Raw genomic sequence first — 18,213 nt, forward strand, 5'->3', positions numbered from 1 at the left:
GGAGGAATCTCCGGCGTTCACTCGTCGAAGCCTTCGACGGCGACGTGAGGATCGGGAAAGGTGATGAAGCGCGCGGCGGCGCCCTCGATGCGGGCGAGTTGGCCGAGCGCGAGCGAACAGGGGTGCCCGTAGCGGGCCTCGACACGCGCGCTGGCGATGTTCAGCGCGGTCCGCGAGCGAGCGAGGAAGTCTTCCAGCGGGTAGCTGGCGCCCGGCTGGAAATAGTCCTTGATGACGAGGGAGGGCGAATAGCAGCTCTCCACGGCGCCGTCCGGCCAGCGGACGCGAAACTGCATCTCAGGCATGAGCCCGTTCCCTCTGTCGCTGATAGACCGGAAGGTGCGCGGCGGCGGTCGTGTCCCAGTCGTGCCGCGCGGCCGCCTCGGGACCGCGACGGGCAAGACGCCGCCGCAGCTCCGGAGCCAGCGCGACGGCGAGCGCGTTGGCGATCGAGGCGGCGTCATGCGGATGGCACCACACCACCTCGTCCTCGCGCAGATGCTCGGTGAAGGGCGCGATGCGCGAGACGACGCACGGCACGCCGCTCGCCAGCGCCTCCAGCACGACGAGGCCGAAGCCCTCCTTCACGGAGGGAAAGGCCAGCACATCCGCCAGCCGGTAGAGTGCCGGCATGTCGTCGTGCGCGACCGGTCCGGTCATGACGACCGCATGCGGCGGCAGGCCGCTCGCCGCGAGTGCGGCGGCGAATGTCTCCTGATAGGCGCGATGATCGAGCACCGAGGCGCCGCCGGCGATGACCAGTTGGGCGTGCGGATGCAGCGCCCGGAGCTGCGCGAAGGCATCGAGCAGCCGCACCGTGTTCTTGCGCGGTTCGACGCCGCCGACGCTGAGCACGATCGGGCCGGCGCCGAGCCGCAGCCGGTCGCGCAGCACCTCCTCGCGCCCGTCAGGCACGCGCGTGTAGCGGGCGAGGTCCACCCCGTTGCCGACGATCGAGGCGCCGATGCCGAACTGGTCCGCGAGCAGACCCTGCCACAGCCGGCTGACCACGACATGCCGGTCTGCCGCGACGATGGCGCGCCGCTGCAGGGCGGCGAGGCGCGGATCGCGGAAATCATCGATGTGATGGACGGTGCGGGTGAAGCCGCCGATCAGCCCTCGCGCCTTCAGCGTCGCCAGCGCGTTGCCGGAAATGCCGTCCTGCGCGTGGAAGACGTCGAAGCGCCGCGCGGCACCCTCGAAATGGCGGACATAGTCGGCGGCGCGGATCTCCACCATCTCGGCCACGTCGAAGCCGACCGGCGAGGCGGGAACGGACACCGTCTCGCAGAGCGTCGGCCGGAAGAAGCCGCGTCCCTTGGGGTCCGGCGCATGGACCACCGGCTCGTGCCCGAGCCGCGTCAGCGCGTCGGCGAGTTCGAGCGCGTGCACCACCCCGCCGCGCGGATTGGTGGAATGCGCGAGGATGGCGATGCGCAATCCGCTCATGCCGCGCTCTCCCCGGCGAAGCGCGAAGGCCCGCAGCCGAGCAGCGGCGCCCGCGCGAAATCCCAGACGGTCTCGACCGCGGACCCGCTGCCGATGGTGACGCGCCGCTCGGCGGTGATCGCTCCGATGTCGGCGCAGGCGATGCCGCGACCGGCGAAAAGCGCGCTCACCACCGGCACCTCGTCAGGGCGGACCGAGAGCAGGAAACCGAAGCTCGGAAAGGTCAGCAGCCAGCGGGCGAGTTCCACGCCCGGCGGCGTGGGGATGGCTGCGGGGTCGATGGCGATGCCGACACCCGAGCATTCGGCGAGCATGGCGGCGGTGCCGACGATGCCGCCCTGGCTGATGTCCTTGGCGGCACGCGCGAGGCCCGCCTCGGCGATCGTCGGCAGCAGCGCCAGATCGCCCTGCAGGCGGGATGCCGGCGCATCGGTCGCCGCCTCCCAGTTGGAGAACGGCACGCGGTAGCCGCCCCGCAGATCGACGGCGGCGATGAGCCGTTCGCCGGGCCGAGCGTCGAAGCTGGTGAGCAGCCGGTTGGCGCGGCCGAGAATGGCGACCGAGAGCTGCCCGCGATCGGTGCGGATGTTGGTGTGGCCGCCGACCAGCGGCACGCCGAAGCGCTCGGATGCCGCCCTGAGACCGTCGAGCACCGGTGCTGCGTTGGCCTCGCCATCAGCCCATACGGCATCGACGATGGCCAGCGGCCGTCCGCCCATGGCGGCAATGTCGGAGACGTTGACCATCACCCCGCACCAGCCGGCGAACCACGGGTCGCCGGCAACGAACTCGTTCATGAAGCCCTCGATGGCGAACAGCAGATAGCCGTCGCCATCGGGTATGGCCGCGCAGTCGTCGCCGACCGGCACCGCCCCCGCCCCGCCGAGCCCGAGCCGTGCCGTGGCAGTGCCGATATCGGCCTTGGCGGCGAGCCCGTGGCTTCGGCGCAGGGTCTCGGCAAGCGCGGAAATGGCGGCGGAGCCCAGCATCACGCGGCCTTTCGCGGCAGGGTCTGGAAGCCCGCCTCGGCATCGACGAAGGGCGGGTAATAGGAAAGGTCCGCCTCCATCTTCAGATGCGGGCGGCCGAGCAGTTCGATCTCGTCGACGACGCGCCAGCGCATGCGGCGGAACAGCAGCCCGTTCTGGCTCTGCACATGGGCAAGGAAGCGGGTGCAGCCGCGCGCATGCGCCGAGGAGACGGCGAGCCGTATCAGCGCCGGGCCGAGCGAGCCGACGCTGCGGTGGTCGGCCGCGACCGCGAGGCGCGAGCCCCACCACAGGCCGGGCGCCTCCTCATGGATGCGCACCGTGCCGACCACGTCGCCGGCCGCGACGCCGAGCAGGGAGAGGGCGACGATGGGGGTCGCGATGTCGTCTATGCCATCGCGGTCGTCGCCCTCGAACAGGCCCTGCTCGGCGCAGAACACCTGCCGCCGCAGCCGCGCCGCGCCGCGCTTCTCCCACGCCTCGGTGGCGTATTTCACGCGGAACTCGGCGGCGGTGAAGGGCCTGAACGGCTCGAACATCATGAGCACGCTCCCCGTCCACTGATTTGCCGCTCATAGGTGGAGAGCGCCGAGCAGGCGCCGCATTTGGCGCAGCCGGCCTTCACGTCGATCGCCTTGAGTCCGCTGGCGATCAGCATGCCCGACAGCGGGCCGAGGATCGCGTGCATGAAGGCCGGCGACGGGGTGGGGTGACTTTCCAGCGGCGTGCCGGAGATCGGCACGAAGGGCACGACGAAGGGATAGACGCCGATGGCGGTGAGCCGGCGGCAGATGTCGAGGATCTCCTCGCGGGTGTCGCCGAGCCCGGCGAGGATATAGGTCGAGACCTGCCCGCGCCCGAACACCTTCACCGACGCCTCGAAGGCCGAGAAATAGCGCTCCAGCGATACCTGCGCCTTGCCAGGCATGATGCGCCGGCGCACCGCGTCGGTGACGGCCTCCAGATGCATGCCGAGCGCGTCGACGCCGGCCTCCCGCATGCGCTCGAACCAGGCGTCGTCGTCCGGCGGCTCGCACTGCGCCTGGATCGGCAGGTCAACGGCGGCTTTGATCGCCGCCGCGCTCTCGGCGAGGATCGCTGCGCCACGGTCCTTGCCGGGCGGCGTGCCGGTGGTCATCACCATGTGCTTCACGCCGTCGAGCTCGACCGCCGCCTTCGCCACCTCGGCGAGCTGCGCCGGCGTCTTGCGCTCGATGGTGCGTCCGGCGGCGAGCGACTGGCCGATGGCGCAGAACTGGCAGGTCTTGGTCCGGCTCTGATAGCGGATGCAGCTCTGCAGCACCGTGGTCGCCAGCACGTCGCGCCCGTGCAGCACGGCGATTTTCGAATAGGGAATGCCGTCCGCCGTCTTCAGCCCGTAGAACTTCGGCTGGAGCGGAAACGACACCTCCCCGAGCGTCAGCCCGTCGCGGCTGATGCGGCTGCGGCCATAAGCATCCGGCTTCTCGACCAGATAAGGGCTCTCGAAGGCCGGCGCCGTGTGTACCGGCACCATGACGGTCATGCCGTCGAGGGTCATCGCCTTGTGGTCGGACGGCCCCGCCCCGCCGCGCCGGGAATCGACGCCGGCCTTCGGATCAACGAGCCGCACCCCGTAGGACTGCAACTCGTTGATCAGTTGCTCCGTCGGCAGAGGCTGCAGGTCGCTCGTCGGCACCATCGGTTTCATCGGTGAGGCTCCCGAAGGTCTGGAAGGAGGCCGCCATGTGCATCGGCGCGGCCGGGCGGTTGTCGAGGGTGAGGCTCAGCAGTTCCGGACGGGCGTAGTGGCCGACCGAATCCATCATCCGCTTGCGCTTGGTGATGAGGGCGAGATCGAGATCGGCGAGGAGGATGCCCTCGCCGGATGTGAGCGGCGGCACTACATGGCTGCCTTCCGGCGAGATGATCGCCGTCATGCAGCCGCCGGTGAGCGCCTTGCGCAGCTTCTCGTCGGGCGAGATGCGGGCGATCTGCTCCTCGGTGAGCCAGCCGGTGGAGTTGATGACGAAGCAGCCGGATTCCAGCGCGTGGTGGCGGATCGTCACCTCGATCTGCTCGGCGAAGATCGGCCCCACCAGCGAGCCCGGGAACTGCGCGATGTGGATTTCCTCGTGCTGCGCCATCAGGGCGTAGCGGGCGAGCGGGTTGTAATGCTCCCAGCAGGCGAGCGCGCCGACGCGCCCGACCGCGGTGTCGACCACCTTCAGCCCCGCCCCGTCGCCCTGGCCCCAGATCATCCGCTCATGGAAGGTCGGGGTGATCTTGCGGCGCTTGAGCTTGAGCGCGCCGTCGGCGTCGAAGACGAGCTGGGTGTTGTAGAGCGAGCCGTGGTCGCGTTCGTTCACGCCGAGCACCACCACGACCCCGAGCCGGCGGGCGGCGGAGGCGACCGCCTCCGTCGCCGGTCCCGGCACCACCACCGCATTCTCATAGAGGCGCAGATGCTCGCCCCCCGTCAGCACCGGCGGGTAGACGAAGGAGAAATAGGGATACCAGGGCACGAAGGTCTCGGGGAACACCACGAGCTTCGCGCCCTTCTCCGCCGCCTCGCCGAGCGCTGCGAGCACGCGATCGAGCGTGCCCTGCAGGCTGTCGAGATCCGGCGCGATCTGCACCGCGGCGACGCGGACCACTCTTTTCTCGGCCATTGCGGCCTCCTCGCGAATGCGGACGGCCGGCCCTTTAGAGGGTCCAGGTGTGGAGCATGAAGGCATCATCCTTGCGGTGGAGCAGGATGAGATCGAGCACGTCGAGCGGGCTGATCGGGATGATGCCGGGGATCAGCGAGGGCTCGCCATGGCCGTAGAGCGCCTGCAGGGCGAAGCGGCAGGCATAGACCTTGCCGCCCTCCTCCATGAACTTCACGATCTGGTTGTTGAAGTTGAGGTGGCCGGGGAACGCCTCGTCGCCGAGCTTCGGGAAGCCGCGCTGCACGCCGAGCGTGACGCCGGGACCATAGAGCAGCACCGAGGTCTCGAAGCCCTTGCGCTGGAGACGCAGCGCCTGCAGCAGGTTCACGAGGCCGATCGAGCCCTCGAAGGCCACGGTGTGGAAGGTGACGAGCGCCTTTTCGCCGGGCGCGGCTTTGACGTCCTCGAACTTCTTGTCCTCGTAGTCAACGAGATAGTCGCCCTTCTGGTGAAAAGGCATGGTGACGGCGGGCATTGCGCGCTCCCCTGGTGAGACGTCCGGAACGGATCGGCACGCACGAAATGATGCATGCAGTCAATTCATACATTGACCGCTAATATGAGGCTTCAAATTGCTATCAATGTACAGTCAATAATATAGTCAATAAACCACTCGAAACTGCACAAGCGCTAAGCAGAATCACGTAGGTTTACGCAGCCACATGCGGTGAAAGCCCAGTTTCTGGGCATATGCCGGGCGAATGCCCGCGGCACGCGCGACGCCTATGATCGTCGCAAAAGTCACGCCAAGCGTGACACGGCGGGAATGCAACATTATACATACAATTCCGGATTCAGGTCTGCGGATACCGCCGCAGGCTCGACCGCCGACCGTTTTGGTGGCAAACGAAAGCGATCATGGCCGACTGGACTCCCGACCTCTCCCGCAGCGACAAGCCGCGCTATCTCGCCATCGCCGACCTTCTCGCCGAGGACATCCGCGCGGGCCGTCTGGCCATCGGCGATCGCCTGCCGCCGCAGCGCAAGCTCGCCGGCCGGCTGGACATCGACTTCACCACGGTGGCGCGCGGCTATGTCGAGGCACAGAAGCGCGGGCTGGTGGAAAGCCGCGTCGGCCAGGGCACCTTCGTCGTCGGCGCGCCGAGGCCGGCGGTCCGCCTGCCCTCGGTGGCGGCGAGCCACAGCGTCGCCGACCTCTCGATGAACCTGCCGCCCGAGCCGGACGACCCGGCGCTGATCGAGCGCATGCGGGAGGGTCTCGCCGAGGTCGGAAGCGACATCGTCGCGCTGCTGCGCTATCAGGGCTTCGGCGGCTCGTCCGCCGACAAGGATGCCGCTTCCGCCTGGCTCGGGCGCCGCGCGCTGGTGCCCTCGCAGGAGCGCATCTTCGTCACGCCGGGCGCACACCCCGCGCTCTTGGGCATATTCACGCTTCTGGCGAAGCCCGGCGACGTGATTCTGTCGGAGGCCATCACCTATCCCGGCGCGCGCTCCATCGCGGCGCAGCTCGGCCTGCGCCTCGTCGGGCTGCCGATGGACGCCGACGGCATCGATCCCGATGCGTTTGCCGATGCCTGCAAGCGGCTCGCGCCGAAGGCGCTCTACATCAACCCGACCCTGCAGAACCCGACCACCCTGACCGTGCCCAAGGCTCGGCGTGACGCCATCATCGCCGTCGCCCGCCGCTTCCGCGTGCCGATCGTCGAAGACGACGCCTATGGCTTCATTCCCGCGCACGGTGTGCCGCCGCTCGCCGCCATCGCGCCGGACCTGACCTGGCACGTCGCCGGCCTTGCCAAATGCATCGGCGCCGGCCTGCGCGTCGCCTATGTGGTGGCGCCCGAGGCGCGGGCGGGCTGGCCCTTCGCGGCGGCGCTGCGCGCATCCACCGTCATGGCCTCGCCGCTCACCGTCGCACTCGCCACCCGCTGGATCGAGGACGGCACGGCGGACACGCTGCTGCGCTTCATCCGCACCGAGACCGCCGCGCGCCAGCAGCTCGCGGCGGAGATCCTGCCCGCCGGCAGTTTCCGCGCCGATCCGATGAGCTTCAACATCTGGCTCGAACTGCCCCAGCCCTGGACCCGCTCTGCCTTCGTGGGACACATGATGTCCACCGGTATCGGCGTGGTGGCGAGCGACGCCTTCACTGTCGAGGGTCCGCCGCCGGAAGCCGCCCGCGTCTGCCTTGGCGGCCCGGCCTCGCGGCAGAAGGTGCGCGGCGCGCTCGAATTCATGGCGCACGCGCTGAACCACTCGCCGGCGGTGTCCTCCACGTTCCTGTAGGACACAGGCGCCGGCCACTGATGCGGCCGATATCCGCGACCTTCTTCCGGTTCACATCACGGGTACATTCGCGTCGTTCGATTGCGGGCTCCCTTGGGCTCCCGACAATTTTGGATGACCTCGGCGCTTCATTGTCTACAAAAGATCGACTTGAAGTCGTCAACAGTGAATCGGAGCGTTCGCCATGGCCTTCCGCATCATTCTCGCAGGCGCCACCGGCCGGGTCGGCCGCGCGCTCACCGCCGCTATCGAGGAAGCACCTGACATGGATCTCGTCGCCGCCGTGTCCCGCAGCGGCGCCGGCAGGGATCTCGGCGAGGTGCTCGGCGGCGCGCCCAGCGGCGTGCCGGTGTTCTCCAGCGTCGCCGAGGCGCTCGCCGTCCCGGCCGACGTACTGATCGACTACACCGACCGCGAGGTGATCAAGGCGGCGACGCTCGCCGCCATCGACGCCGGCATACACGTCGTCATCGGCACATCGGGTCTCACCGCGAAGGATTTCGACGAGATCGACGCGCTCGCACGCGCGAAGGGCGTCGGCGTGCTCGCCGGCGGCAATTTCGCGATCACCGCGGTCCTGCTCCGCCGCTTCGCGATCGAGGCGGCCAAATACATCGCCGATGTCGAGCTGATCGAATATTGCCCGGCCGAGCGGCGGGACGCGCCTTCCGGCACTGCGCGCGAGCTGGCCGAGGAGCTCGCCGAGGTGCGCCAGCCGGCGACGAGCTGGCCGGTCGAGGAGATGGTCGGCGCCGTCGAGACGCGCGGCGGCGCCTTCGGCGAAGGGCGGACCGAGGTCCGCCTGCATGCGCTCCGGCTGCCGTCCTATCTGCTGGCGGTGGAAGCCGTGTTCGCCACGCATGACGAACGCCTGACCATCCGCCACGATGCCGGCTTTTCGCCCATGCCCTATGTCTCGGGCACGATGCTCGCCGCCCGCAAGGTGTCGGGCTGGACCGGCGTCAGGCGCGGCCTCGACTCGGTGATGGACTGACGCCTCAGAACCGTTCGGGGCGGAACGGCGCGAGGTCGACGGAGGGCTCGCGACCGGCGACCAGCTCGGCGACCAGCCGGCCGGTCGTCGCGCCGAGCGTCACGCCGATCTGCCCGTGGCCATAGGCCAGGAAGACATTGGCGTGGCGCGGCGCTCGCCCGATCGCCGGCAGGCCGTCCGGCAGGAACGGGCGCGGCCCCATCCAGAGCGTGCCGCCCGACAGGTCGAGCCCCGGCAGGATGCCGGCCGCCTTCCGGGCCAGCATGTGGGCGCGCGAGAAATTGGGCGCCGGATCCGGCCCCGCCACCTCTATGGTGCCGGCGATGCGCAGGCCGGTCTCCATCGGCGTCAGCACGAAGCCGCCATTGGCGTAGAGCACGGGGCGGCCCAGCGCGACGCCCGGCGCGGGCACGTGATAATGGTAGCCCTGCAGCGCGGCGAGCGGCGCCTTCAGCCCGAGCTCGCCGAGCAGCGGCCGGCTCCAGGCACCCGCCGCGACGACGAGGCGGCGGACATCAATCCGTTCGCCCCCGGCGAGGTGCAGCGCCGCGACACGGTCGCCCGCGCTCTCGATGTGCCGTACCTCGGCGATACGGATGATGCCGCCGCGAGCCTGAAAGAAGGCCGCCAGCCGCCGTGCCATCAGGTGGGGATCGCTGAACTGGTGCCATCCCTTCAGCCGGGCACCGCAGGAGACCGGTCCGCCGAGCGCCGGCTCCAGCTCGCGCACCTCCTCGCCGGAGAGGAAGCTGTGCCGGAAGCCGAGCGCCTCGCGCAGCTCCCAGGTGAAGCGGTCCTTCTCGTAATCGGCACGGTCGTGGAAGACGATGAGGTTCTCGGCCGGAACGAGGTTGCCGGCGATCCCGGCGCGGTCGAGCAGCGCGCGGTAGTCGGCCTCGGCGTGGCGTGTCAGCGTGGCGAGGAAACCGGCCGCCTCGGTGACGCGTCGCCGGCTTCCCGTCGACAGGAAGCGCAGCAGCCACGGCAGTTCGCGCAGCAGCGCCCGCGGACGCACAAAGAGCGGCCCCTCGGGGTCGAGAAGCCAGCCCGGTATCTTGCGCGCCGTGCCCGGCTTGGCGAGCGGCACCACCTCGCCGACCGCCAGCAGGCCGCAATTGCCGAAGGTCGCCCCGCCACCCGGCTGGTCGCGCTCGATGATCTCGACCGAATGGCCGTCGTCCTGCAGGGCGAGCGCCGTGCACAGGCCGACGATGCCGCCGCCGATGATGGTGACGTCGCTCATCTGGGTTCTGCCGCTGGCAGCCTCGTCAGGAGGCCGGCGCCGCCGGCTTGGCGTCGGTCAGCACACCGCCGATCGCCCAGTCCTCGCGCTCGACCTCGGTGAAGACGATCTGCACGCTCGCGGGGGTGCACTTGGCGATGCGGGCCATTTCGCTGGTCAGGGACTCGGCGAGCTCCTGCTTCTGCTCGCGGGTGCGGCCTGTCAGCATTTCGACGCGGATGATGGGCATATCGGCTCCGGACCAGGGGCGGCGAGGAGGGACGGCACCGCTCATCGCCTTCTTCATTGTATAACCAATGTCGACATGTGTAGATTGACCGTCGACATTGTCAACGCGTGTTTCGCGTCCGTTCGGCGGAAGACCCGGCGCAGAGGTTGCTCCTGATGCACACTCCCTCCCCTACCATCATCACCGGCACCACGCGCATTTTCTTCATGCTGGCGCATCCGATCGAGCATGTGCGCTCGCCCGAGGTGTTCAATCCGGAGTTCGAGCGCCGCGGCATCGATGCGGTGATGATCCCCATGCATTTCGCGCCCGAGGATTTCGCCGAGGGCTGGGCGGGGATGAAGCGCATGCGCAATCTCGGCGGCATCGTGATCAGCGTGCCGCTCAAGGAGCAGGCGCTCACGCTCGCCGACGCGGCGGACGAGACCGCGCTGTCGGTCGGTGCCGCCAACACCGTTCGCCGTGAACCGGACGGGCGGATGGTCGCCGCCAATTTCGACGGTCCGGGATTCATGCAGGGCCTGCTCGGCGGCGGCCGGGACGCCGTCGGCCGCCACGCCCTCCTCGTCGGCGCGGGCGGCGCCGGGCGCTCGATCGCCTTCAGCCTCGCGGCGGCGGGCGTCGCCTCGGTGCATATCAACGACGTCGACGACGGCCGGGCGGTTGCTCTGGCGGCCGAGGTGCGCCGCCGCTATCCGGCACTCGCGGTGACCAGCGGCACCGCCGACCTCGCGGGGCGCGACCTCGTCATCAACGCGACGCCCTGCGGGCTGCATCCCGAGACCGACCCGGTGCCGGTCGACATCGCCGCGCTGAAGCCGGGCATGATCGTCGCCGACATCGTGATGAAGCCGCGCGAGACGCCGCTTCTGCTCGCCGCCCAGCGCGCCGGCTGCGATGTGCGCTTCGGCAACGGCATGCTGGACGAGCAGCTCGGTCTGATGATGCGCTTCTTCGGCTATTGAGCGCCGGCTCAGGCCGGCTGCGCGGCGGCCGCGCTGTAGCTCGTATAGACCAGCCAGCCGCAATCGATCGGCAGCGTCGCGCCGGTGATGGCGCCGGCCAGCGGCGAGGACAGGAAATAGATCGCCTCGGCGACTTCGTGGGGCTCGACGAAACGGCGCAGCGCCGAGCGTGCGATCACCGTGCTCGGGTCGCGCTCGCCGCGATCGATGCGCGCCTTCATCGCCGGCGTCAGCGTGTAGCCAGGCGCCACCGCATTGACCCGCACACCCTGCGGACCGAGTTCGGCGGCCATGATCTCGGTCAGCATCTTCACGCCGGCCTTGCTGACGCCATAGGCCGGCTGCGGCCAGGGGTGGAAGGTGGTGAGCGAGCAGAGGTTCACGATCGAGCCGCGCCCCGCCTCGACCATGCGGGTCGCGAAGGCGCGGCCGACCAGCAGCGTGCCGCGCACATTGATGTCGAGTATCCGGTCGAATTCCTCGATCGGCATCTTGGTCACCCGCACCGCGTTCTGCAGCACCCCGCCGGAATTCACCAGCGCCGCCACCGGGCCGTGATCGGTGCTCACCGTCGTGGCGAAGCGCTCGACCTCCTCCTCCGAGGACACGTCGAGGCGATGGAAATCGCAGCGCGTGCCGCCGGCCGCGATTTCCGCCGCCACCGCGCGGCCGCGCGTCTCGTCGATGTCGCCGATGACGACCGTCCAGCCGGCGGCGGCGAAGCGCTTTGCGGTGGCCTCGCCGATGCCGCTCGCCCCGCCGGTGATCACGACGACATTGCCGGAGGAGTTCATGCCTGATCCTTTGCTGTGTCGCCGAGCGCGCCGACATAGGGGGTGCAGCGCTCGATGCCGATCCGCACGGTCTCGTCGCCGGGGCGCGTCCACCAGTCGAGCTCGGAGAAGATTTCGAGCTCGAACACGCCGGAATAGCCGATCTCGTCGAGCCAACCGCGGATGCGAGCGATATCGGCAACGCCGTCGCCGACCATGCCGCGGTCGCGCAGGTTCCGGGTCGGCACCAGCCAGTCGCAATAGTGGAAGGTCAGTATGCGCTCGGGGCCGGCGCGGCGCAGCTCGCTCTCGAAGGCCGGGTCCCACCAGCAGTGATAGACGTCCGGCACCAGCCCGGCGGCATCGCCGAGCTCGTCGCACAAATCGTTGGCGACGGTTATCGAGTTCAGCACGCTGCGGTCGCCGGCATACATCGGATGCAGCGGCTCGAGGCCGAGCTTCACGCCGACGCTGCGGGCATGTGGCGCCAGCGTGTGGAGGGCGTCGCGCACCCGCGCGCGCTGGCCGGCGATGTCCTTGGAGCCGGGCGGCAGTCCGCCGACCACCATGACCACGCAGGGCGCGCCAATGGCGGCGGCATTGTCGAGGATGCGCCGGTTCTGCTCGATGGCGGCGTCGAAATCGGCTTCCGTCGCCGCGTTCAGCCAGGCGCTGGTGCAGAGCGAGGCGACCCACAGGCCGGCGTCGCGCAGATGCCGGGCGGTGCGCTCAACGCCATATTCGTCGAGGTAGCTGCGCCAGCAGGCGATGCCCCCGACGCCCTGCGCCGCATAGCCCTCGATCGCCTGCGCCATCGTCCAGTTCGGCGTGGTGATCTGGTTGATGGCGAAGCGGGCAAGATCCGGGCGCATGGGATCACGCGCCCCCTGCGGCCGCGCGCCGGGCCTCGGTGGCTGCCTCGTCGATCATCTCGCCGGCGAACACCACGCCGTAGTGCCGCTCGGCATAGGCGCGGGAGATCTTGCCCTCGTCGAGATCGGCGCGGATGCGCGAGATCGGCCGCAGCCTGGGATCGCCATAGCCGCCGCCGCCCGCCTGCTCGTGGCGGATCACGGTGCCGGCCCGGATGTTGCGCGTGATCTTGCTGTCGAGCTCTTCCGCGACGCCGTCCGCCGTCATCAGCACATTGCGCGACAGCGCCGCCGGCCCGCCGCCGAACAGACCGTAGGGCGGGTTCACATAGCGGTCGGAGCGAACCTGCAGCACCGCCTCGTCGGCGAGCAGCCGATATTGCCGCACCAGCCCGAGACCGCCGCGATATTCGCCCGGCCCGCAGGAATCCTCGCGCAGCGCATATTCCTCCATCAGCACCGGATAGCGGGCTTCCAGCGTCTCGATCGGCAGGTTCGACATGTTTTGCGAGGGGTTGGTCACGCCCTCTATGCCGTCCTGGTTGAAGCGCCCGCCCCAGGCGCCGTTGATCATGTCGACCAGCACGAAGGGCTCGCGCGAGCCCTTATGATAGCCGCCGAGCACCACCACGGTGTTGCCGCCTTCGCCCGCCGCCATCACCTTGCGCGGCGCGATCTGGGCGAGCGCGCCCATCACCGTGTCGACGACGCGGTAGCCGGTGAGCGCGCGCGCGGCGACGGGGGCCGGCATCAGCGGGTTGAGGATCGAGCCTTCCGGCGCCGTCACGGTGATGCAGCGATAGACGCCGGCATTGTTCGGCACCTCGCTGTCGAGTGCACAGCGCACGGTCAGATAGGTCGAGGATTTGGTGAAGGAGAGCGTCGAGTTGATGGCGCCCCGCACCTGCGGCGAGGAGCCTTCGAAATCGACGTACAGATGGTTCCCGCGCACGCTGACGCGGCATTTGATCGGGATCGGCTCGGGCGAGAAGCCGTCGCCGTCGATATAGTCGGTGAAATCGTAATCGCCGTCCGGCCAGGCGGCGATGGCGGCGCGGGTAAGCGCCTCGCCATAGTCGATCAGCTCGTCGAAATAGCGGTTCAGCTCCTCGGCGCCGTAGCGCTCCACCAGCTTGACGAACTCGCGCTCGCCGATGTTGCAGGTGGCGTATTGCGCCTCGATGTCGCCGATGACCAGCTCCGGCAGGCGCACATTCTTCTCGATGATCGTGAACAGCGTCTCGTTCGGCGCGCCGCGATCATAGAGCTTCATCGGCGCGATGCGGATGCCTTCCTGGAAGATCTCGGTCGAGTCGCTGGCATTCGAGCCCGGCACGCGGCCGCCGACATCGCAATGATGCGCCACCACGACGGAGAAGCCCTGCAGCTCGCCGCCATGGAAGATCGGCTTGAACATGAAGATGTCCGGCAGGTGCATGCCGCCGTCATAGGGGTCGTTCAGCACCACCACGTCGCCGGGATGCAAATTGCCGGCGAAGCGCTTGATAACGACCTCCATCGCGTCCGGCACCGCGCCGAGATGGAGCGCCACGGTCTTCGCCTGCGAGAGGATGCGCCCCTGCCGGTCGCACATGGTGACCGAATAGTCGAGCACGTCGCGCACGATGGGCGAGCGGGCGGTGCGCATCACCGCATAGGCCATGTCGTCGACGATGGTGTCGAGGCCGCTCTTGATCACCGCGAAGGTGATGGGATCGATCCTGCGCTCCACCATGGTTGGCTCCCTGCCTGTCGCCTGCGCCGCGCCCGCATTCATAGCGTCACCACCACATTGCCGACGGGGTCGAGGCCGGCGCGCGCGCCGGGCGGCACGATGATGGTGGTGTCGGCGCTCTGCAGCACCACCGGCCCCTCAACCTCGCCACTCAGCGCCGCCCGCTCGATCACCGGCGTGTCGACCCAGCCGGTGTCGCGGCTGAAATAGATCGGTCGACGGCCGACGACCGCCTCGCCCGGCGCGAGCTGGCCCGCCTCGATATGCGCGAAGTCGAGATTCTGCGCGCTGATGCCGCGTGCGCGCAACCGCACATTGACGATCTCGACATCGTCGCGCGAGGCATAGCCATAGATGCCGCGATAGCTCTCCAGGAACGCCTCGCGCAGCGCGCCGGCATCGAAGCCATCGGCCCCCAGCGGCACGGCGAGCTCGGAATCCTGGCCGCGGAAGCGCAGGTCGAGCTCGAATTCGAAGGCGATGCGGTCTTCCGGATAGCCCTCGCGGGCGAGAGCCGCGACTGCGTCGGTGCGCAGGTCGGCGACGACCTTCCCGATTTCCGGGGCCTCGACCTTGCGCAGCAGCGTCGGGAAGGCGCGCAGGAAATAGTGCTCCACGCTGCCGGCCAGCATGCCCATCGCGGTGAACACGCCCGGCGCGCGCGGGAACAGCACGCGGCCGATGCCGAGCGAACGGGCGAGGTCGCAGGCATGCACCGGGCCGGAGCCGCCGAAGGCGAGCAACGTGAAGTCGCGCGGATCGACGCCGCGCTCGACCGTCACCGCGCGGATGGCGCGGGCCATGTTGACGTTGACGATCTCGCGTATGCCGGTCGCCGCCGCCTCAACGGTGAGGCCGAGCGGGCCGGCAACGTCGCGCTCCACCGCGTCGCGCGCCTTGGCGACGTCGAGCGTGAGCGTGCCGCCGGCAAGCTCGGCGGGCAGGAAGCCGAGCACGACATTGGCGTCGGTCACCGTCGGGCTGGTGCCGCCGGCTCCGTAGCAGGCCGGCCCCGGCTTGGCGCCGGCGGAGACCGGGCCGACATTCAAAAGCTTGCCGGGATCGAGCCAGGCGATGGAGCCGGCGCCGCTGCCGACCTCGGCGACGTCGATGGTCGGCACCCGCATCAGATAGCCGCCGGCCTTGATGAAGCGGCTCGGCGTCGAGATGCCGGCGCGGAACTCGTATTCGTTGGTGCGGGTCAGCTTGCCGTCATGGATCAGCGAGGCGGAGGCGGTGGTGCCGCCCATGTCGAAGACGATGAGGTTGCGCTCGTCGATCGCGGTGCCGAGCCGCCCCGCGCCAACGACCCCGGCCGCGCGGCCGGACGAGATGAAGAAGACCGGTTTCTCCTGGGCGATGGCGGCGGCGGAGAGACCGCCATTGGAATTGCTCACCAGCAGCGGCGCGGCAACCCCGATGTCTCGCAGGCCTGTTTCCAGCCGCTCGATATAGCTGCGCAGCGCCGGCAGCACATAGGCGTTCACCGCCGTGGTGGAGGTGCGCTCATATTCGCGGATCTCCGGCAGCACGGCGACCGAGGCGGTCACCCACAGCTCGGGGAACGCCTCGCTCAGCGCCCGCGCCGCCTCGGCCTCGTTTTCACCGTTGCTGTAGGAGTTGAGGAAGCAGATGGCGACCGACTCTATGCCCTCGCGCACGAAGTCGCGGCCGATCTCCAGCACCTGATCAATGTCGACCGTCTTCAGGATTTCACCGCCGGCGGTGGTGCGCTCGTCGACCTCGCGACGGTAGCGCCGGGCCACCAGCGGCTCGGGCTTGGTCCAGGACAGGTCGAACATGGTGGGGGTGCGCACGCGACCGATCTCCAGCACGTCGCGGAAGCCGCGCGTGGTGATCAGGCCGGTCCTGGCGCCAGCCTTCTGCAGCAGAGTGTTCGAGCCGACGGTGGTGCCATGCAGCACCTCGACCACCTGCCCGACACCGAGCCCGGCGGTCTCCAGGATCTGGGCCACACCGGTCAGCACGGCCTGTTCCGGATGGTCCGGCGTGGACGCGACCTTGGCGAAGAACGCCCGGCCCTCGCTGTCGAGCAGGACGAGGTCGGTGAAGGTGCCGCCGATGTCCACGCCAATCCGCGCTTGCCTCATCCGTCTCTCCGCAGGCCGGCTCCCCTACGGGAGAGCCTTGAAAAATCTCAGTCGACTTTCTGTCGACAATGTTTAGGAGCCGCCGGAAACCCTGTCAAGCAGCGGCATTGCGCGATGCCGATGCCTGTTGCCGGAAGCGAATGTGAAGTCTTGCCGGGTGCCGGCTCAGAACGGCCGGCGCAGGGGGGTCGAGGTGTCGCTGCCGCCGACCAGGAAGTCGAAGTCGAGCCCCTGGTCCGCCTGCAGCACATGCTCGATGAACAGCCGCTCATAGCCGCGCCGCGCCGCGGCCGGAATCGGTCCCGGCTCGCCCTTCCGGCGTTCCAGCTCCTCGGGCGCGACGTTGAGATCGAGCGTTCCGGCGTCCACATCCAGCGTGATCAGATCGCCGTCGCGTACCAGAGCGAGCGGCCCGCCGATGGAGGATTCGGGCGTGACGTGCAGCACGACCGTGCCATAGGCGGTGCCGCTCATACGGCCGTCGGAGATGCGCACCATGTCGGTGATGCCCCGCTCCAGCAGCTTCGCCGGCAGGCGGATATTGCCGAGCTCCGGCATGCCGGGATAGCCGCGCGGCCCGATGCCCTTCAGCACGAGGACGCTGTTCTCGTCGACGGGAAGGTTAGGATCGTCGATCCGCGCGTCGAGATCCTCGACCGTCTCGAAAACCACGGCCGGCCCGGTGTGCTTCATCAGATGCGGGCTGGCCGCCGAGGGCTTGATGATGGCGCCGCGCGGGGCGAGGTTGCCGCGCAGGATCTTCAGCGCGTTCTGCGGCTTCACCGGCGCGTCGAAGGAGGCGATCACCTCGGGATTGCCGTTGCGCGCGCTGGCGATGTCCTCGCCGAGCGTCCGTCCGGTGACGGTCAGCGCATCGAGATGCAGCCGGTCGCCCATCTCCGCCATCAGCGCCGGCAGGCCGCCGGCGGCGAAGAACTCCTCGACGAGATAGGCGCCGTTCGGCGCGATGTTCGCCAGCAGTGGGATGCCGGCAGAATTGGCCTCGAAATCCGCCAGCGACAAGTCGATGCCGAGCCGGCCGGCAAGCGCGGTGATGTGGAGGATGGCGTTGGTGCTGCCGCCGAGCGCGGCGTTGACGCGGATGGCGTTCTCGATGGCGCGCCGGTCGACCACCTTCGTGATGGTGAGGTCCTCGCGCACCATCTCGACGATGCGCCGGCCGGCGAGCTGCGAACTCGACAGGCGTCGGCTGTCGACGGCAGGGATCGCTGCGGTGCCCGGCAGGCTGAGGCCCAGCGCCTCGGCGAGGCATCCCATGGTGGTGGCGGTGCCCATGGTGTTGCAGTGGCCGTTGGAGCGCGACATGCCGTACTCGGCGTCGAGGAAATCGTCCTTCGACATCCGCCCGGCCCGGTAGTCGGCGTGCATCTTGAAGATATCGGTGCCCGAGCCGACCGTGCGGTTGCCGAAGCGACCGCTGATCATCGCCCCGCCATGGACGACCACGGTCGGCAGCATCACGCTGGCGGCGCCCATCATATAGGCGGGAGCGGTGTTGTCGCAGCCGGTGAGCAGCACCACGCCGTCGAGCGGATTGGCCCGCAGCGTCGCCTCGAGCTCCATGCTCATGAGGTTGCGGAACAGCATGCCGCTCGGCCGCACGATGGAATCGCCGATCGACATGGTGGGGAAGATCAGCGGATAGCCGCCCGCCTCGAGCACCCCTTTCGCCACCCATTCGGCGATGCCGGACAGATGCGCGTTGCAGGGCACGAGGTCGGAGCCGGAATTGGCGATGCCGATCACCGGCCGCCCCTCGAACATCTCCGGCAGGGCGCCGCGCGCCTTCAGATGGGTACGGTGCTCAAATCCGGCATTGTTGATCAGCCGGAACCAGGCTTCGCTTCGCAGCGGACGCTTCTCGGATGGCATGCGCGGGCTCCCAATGCTCC

The 18,213-nt window shown here is 69.1% G+C and carries 17 protein-coding genes; 3 read left to right on the forward strand and 14 right to left on the reverse strand.

Features of this window, described 5'->3' with window-relative positions:
- Nucleotides 1-17: 17 nt before the first annotated feature.
- From U742_RS0110830 to U742_RS0110860, 7 genes are read right to left on the reverse strand one after another with little or no spacing between them, the layout of a single operon-like run.
- Entirely contained in the window at nucleotides 18-305 is a 288-nt protein-coding gene (locus tag U742_RS0110830) for an MSMEG_0570 family nitrogen starvation response protein (RefSeq protein ID WP_029352864.1), read from the reverse strand.
- Complete coding sequence (locus U742_RS0110835; protein ID WP_029352866.1) at nucleotides 298-1,449, reverse strand: MSMEG_0565 family glycosyltransferase; 1,152 nt, start codon at nucleotides 1,447-1,449, stop codon at nucleotides 298-300. Before U742_RS0110835 ends, U742_RS0110830 begins: the two co-directional genes overlap by 8 nt.
- Nucleotides 1,446-2,438: a sll0787 family AIR synthase-like protein gene (locus tag U742_RS0110840; protein WP_029352868.1), complete on the reverse strand. Its 993-nt coding sequence runs from the start codon at nucleotides 2,436-2,438 to the stop codon at nucleotides 1,446-1,448. The genes U742_RS0110835 and U742_RS0110840 overlap by 4 nt, the downstream gene beginning before the upstream one ends.
- Nucleotides 2,438-2,980: an MSMEG_0567/Sll0786 family nitrogen starvation N-acetyltransferase gene (locus U742_RS0110845; protein ID WP_029352870.1), complete on the reverse strand. Its 543-nt coding sequence runs from the start codon at nucleotides 2,978-2,980 to the stop codon at nucleotides 2,438-2,440. The genes U742_RS0110840 and U742_RS0110845 overlap by 1 nt, the downstream gene beginning before the upstream one ends.
- On the reverse strand, nucleotides 2,977-4,119 hold the full coding sequence (locus U742_RS0110850) for an MSMEG_0568 family radical SAM protein (protein ID WP_029352872.1): 1,143 nt from the start codon (nucleotides 4,117-4,119) through the stop codon (nucleotides 2,977-2,979). The genes U742_RS0110845 and U742_RS0110850 overlap by 4 nt, the downstream gene beginning before the upstream one ends.
- Nucleotides 4,037-5,089: a Nit6803 family nitrilase gene (locus tag U742_RS0110855; protein WP_029352874.1), complete on the reverse strand. Its 1,053-nt coding sequence runs from the start codon at nucleotides 5,087-5,089 to the stop codon at nucleotides 4,037-4,039. The genes U742_RS0110850 and U742_RS0110855 overlap by 83 nt, the downstream gene beginning before the upstream one ends.
- A gap of 34 nt (nucleotides 5,090-5,123) precedes the next feature.
- The gene (locus U742_RS0110860; protein ID WP_029352876.1) at nucleotides 5,124-5,606 is read right to left on the reverse strand and encodes an MSMEG_0572/Sll0783 family nitrogen starvation response protein; all 483 of its coding nucleotides are present in this window, start codon (nucleotides 5,604-5,606) and stop codon (nucleotides 5,124-5,126) included.
- A gap of 383 nt (nucleotides 5,607-5,989) precedes the next feature.
- Between U742_RS0110860 and U742_RS0110865 the strand changes: the two genes are divergently transcribed.
- Complete coding sequence (locus U742_RS0110865) at nucleotides 5,990-7,378, forward strand: aminotransferase-like domain-containing protein (protein WP_029352878.1); 1,389 nt, start codon at nucleotides 5,990-5,992, stop codon at nucleotides 7,376-7,378.
- Between the two features lie 184 nt (nucleotides 7,379-7,562).
- Nucleotides 7,563-8,372 (forward strand): 4-hydroxy-tetrahydrodipicolinate reductase, encoded by an 810-nt coding sequence (gene dapB / locus U742_RS0110870; RefSeq protein WP_029352880.1) that lies wholly within the window; start codon nucleotides 7,563-7,565, stop codon nucleotides 8,370-8,372.
- A gap of 4 nt (nucleotides 8,373-8,376) precedes the next feature.
- Here the strand turns inward: dapB and U742_RS0110875 are convergent, their stop codons facing one another.
- Nucleotides 8,377-9,615, reverse strand: coding sequence for an NAD(P)/FAD-dependent oxidoreductase (locus U742_RS0110875; protein ID WP_029352882.1), 1,239 nt, complete (start codon nucleotides 9,613-9,615; stop codon nucleotides 8,377-8,379).
- Nucleotides 9,616-9,640: 25 nt separating this feature from the next.
- A complete protein-coding gene (locus tag U742_RS0110880; protein WP_029352884.1) occupies nucleotides 9,641-9,844 on the reverse strand; it encodes a tautomerase family protein in 204 nt (67 codons plus the stop codon).
- Nucleotides 9,845-9,999: 155 nt separating this feature from the next.
- On the opposite strand from U742_RS0110880, the gene U742_RS0110885 reads away from it, so the two are divergent.
- Nucleotides 10,000-10,809 (forward strand): shikimate dehydrogenase family protein, encoded by an 810-nt coding sequence (locus tag U742_RS0110885; RefSeq protein WP_029352886.1) that lies wholly within the window; start codon nucleotides 10,000-10,002, stop codon nucleotides 10,807-10,809.
- A gap of 8 nt (nucleotides 10,810-10,817) precedes the next feature.
- Here U742_RS0110885 and U742_RS0110890 read toward each other — a convergent pair whose 3' ends face one another.
- The 5 genes from U742_RS0110890 to U742_RS0110910 all read right to left on the reverse strand — a co-directional run bounded on the left by U742_RS0110890 (nucleotide 10,818) and on the right by U742_RS0110910 (nucleotide 18,193).
- Nucleotides 10,818-11,603 (reverse strand): SDR family NAD(P)-dependent oxidoreductase, encoded by a 786-nt coding sequence (locus tag U742_RS0110890; protein WP_029352888.1) that lies wholly within the window; start codon nucleotides 11,601-11,603, stop codon nucleotides 10,818-10,820.
- Nucleotides 11,600-12,454 carry a sugar phosphate isomerase/epimerase family protein gene (locus U742_RS0110895; protein ID WP_029352890.1) on the reverse strand — a complete coding sequence of 285 codons (855 nt, stop codon included), beginning with the start codon at nucleotides 12,452-12,454 and terminating at the stop codon, nucleotides 11,600-11,602. The genes U742_RS0110890 and U742_RS0110895 overlap by 4 nt, the downstream gene beginning before the upstream one ends.
- A gap of 4 nt (nucleotides 12,455-12,458) precedes the next feature.
- Nucleotides 12,459-14,189, reverse strand: coding sequence for a hydantoinase B/oxoprolinase family protein (locus U742_RS0110900; protein WP_029352892.1), 1,731 nt, complete (start codon nucleotides 14,187-14,189; stop codon nucleotides 12,459-12,461).
- Between the two features lie 38 nt (nucleotides 14,190-14,227).
- Nucleotides 14,228-16,300: a hydantoinase/oxoprolinase family protein gene (locus tag U742_RS0110905; RefSeq protein ID WP_029352894.1), complete on the reverse strand. Its 2,073-nt coding sequence runs from the start codon at nucleotides 16,298-16,300 to the stop codon at nucleotides 14,228-14,230.
- Between the two features lie 165 nt (nucleotides 16,301-16,465).
- Entirely contained in the window at nucleotides 16,466-18,193 is a 1,728-nt protein-coding gene (locus tag U742_RS0110910) for a dihydroxy-acid dehydratase (RefSeq protein WP_029352896.1), read from the reverse strand.
- Nucleotides 18,194-18,213 lie beyond the last annotated feature (20 nt).

This window comes from Allobosea sp. 117 (assembly GCF_000702305.1).
Taxonomy (GTDB): Bacteria; Pseudomonadota; Alphaproteobacteria; order Rhizobiales; family Xanthobacteraceae; genus Ancylobacter.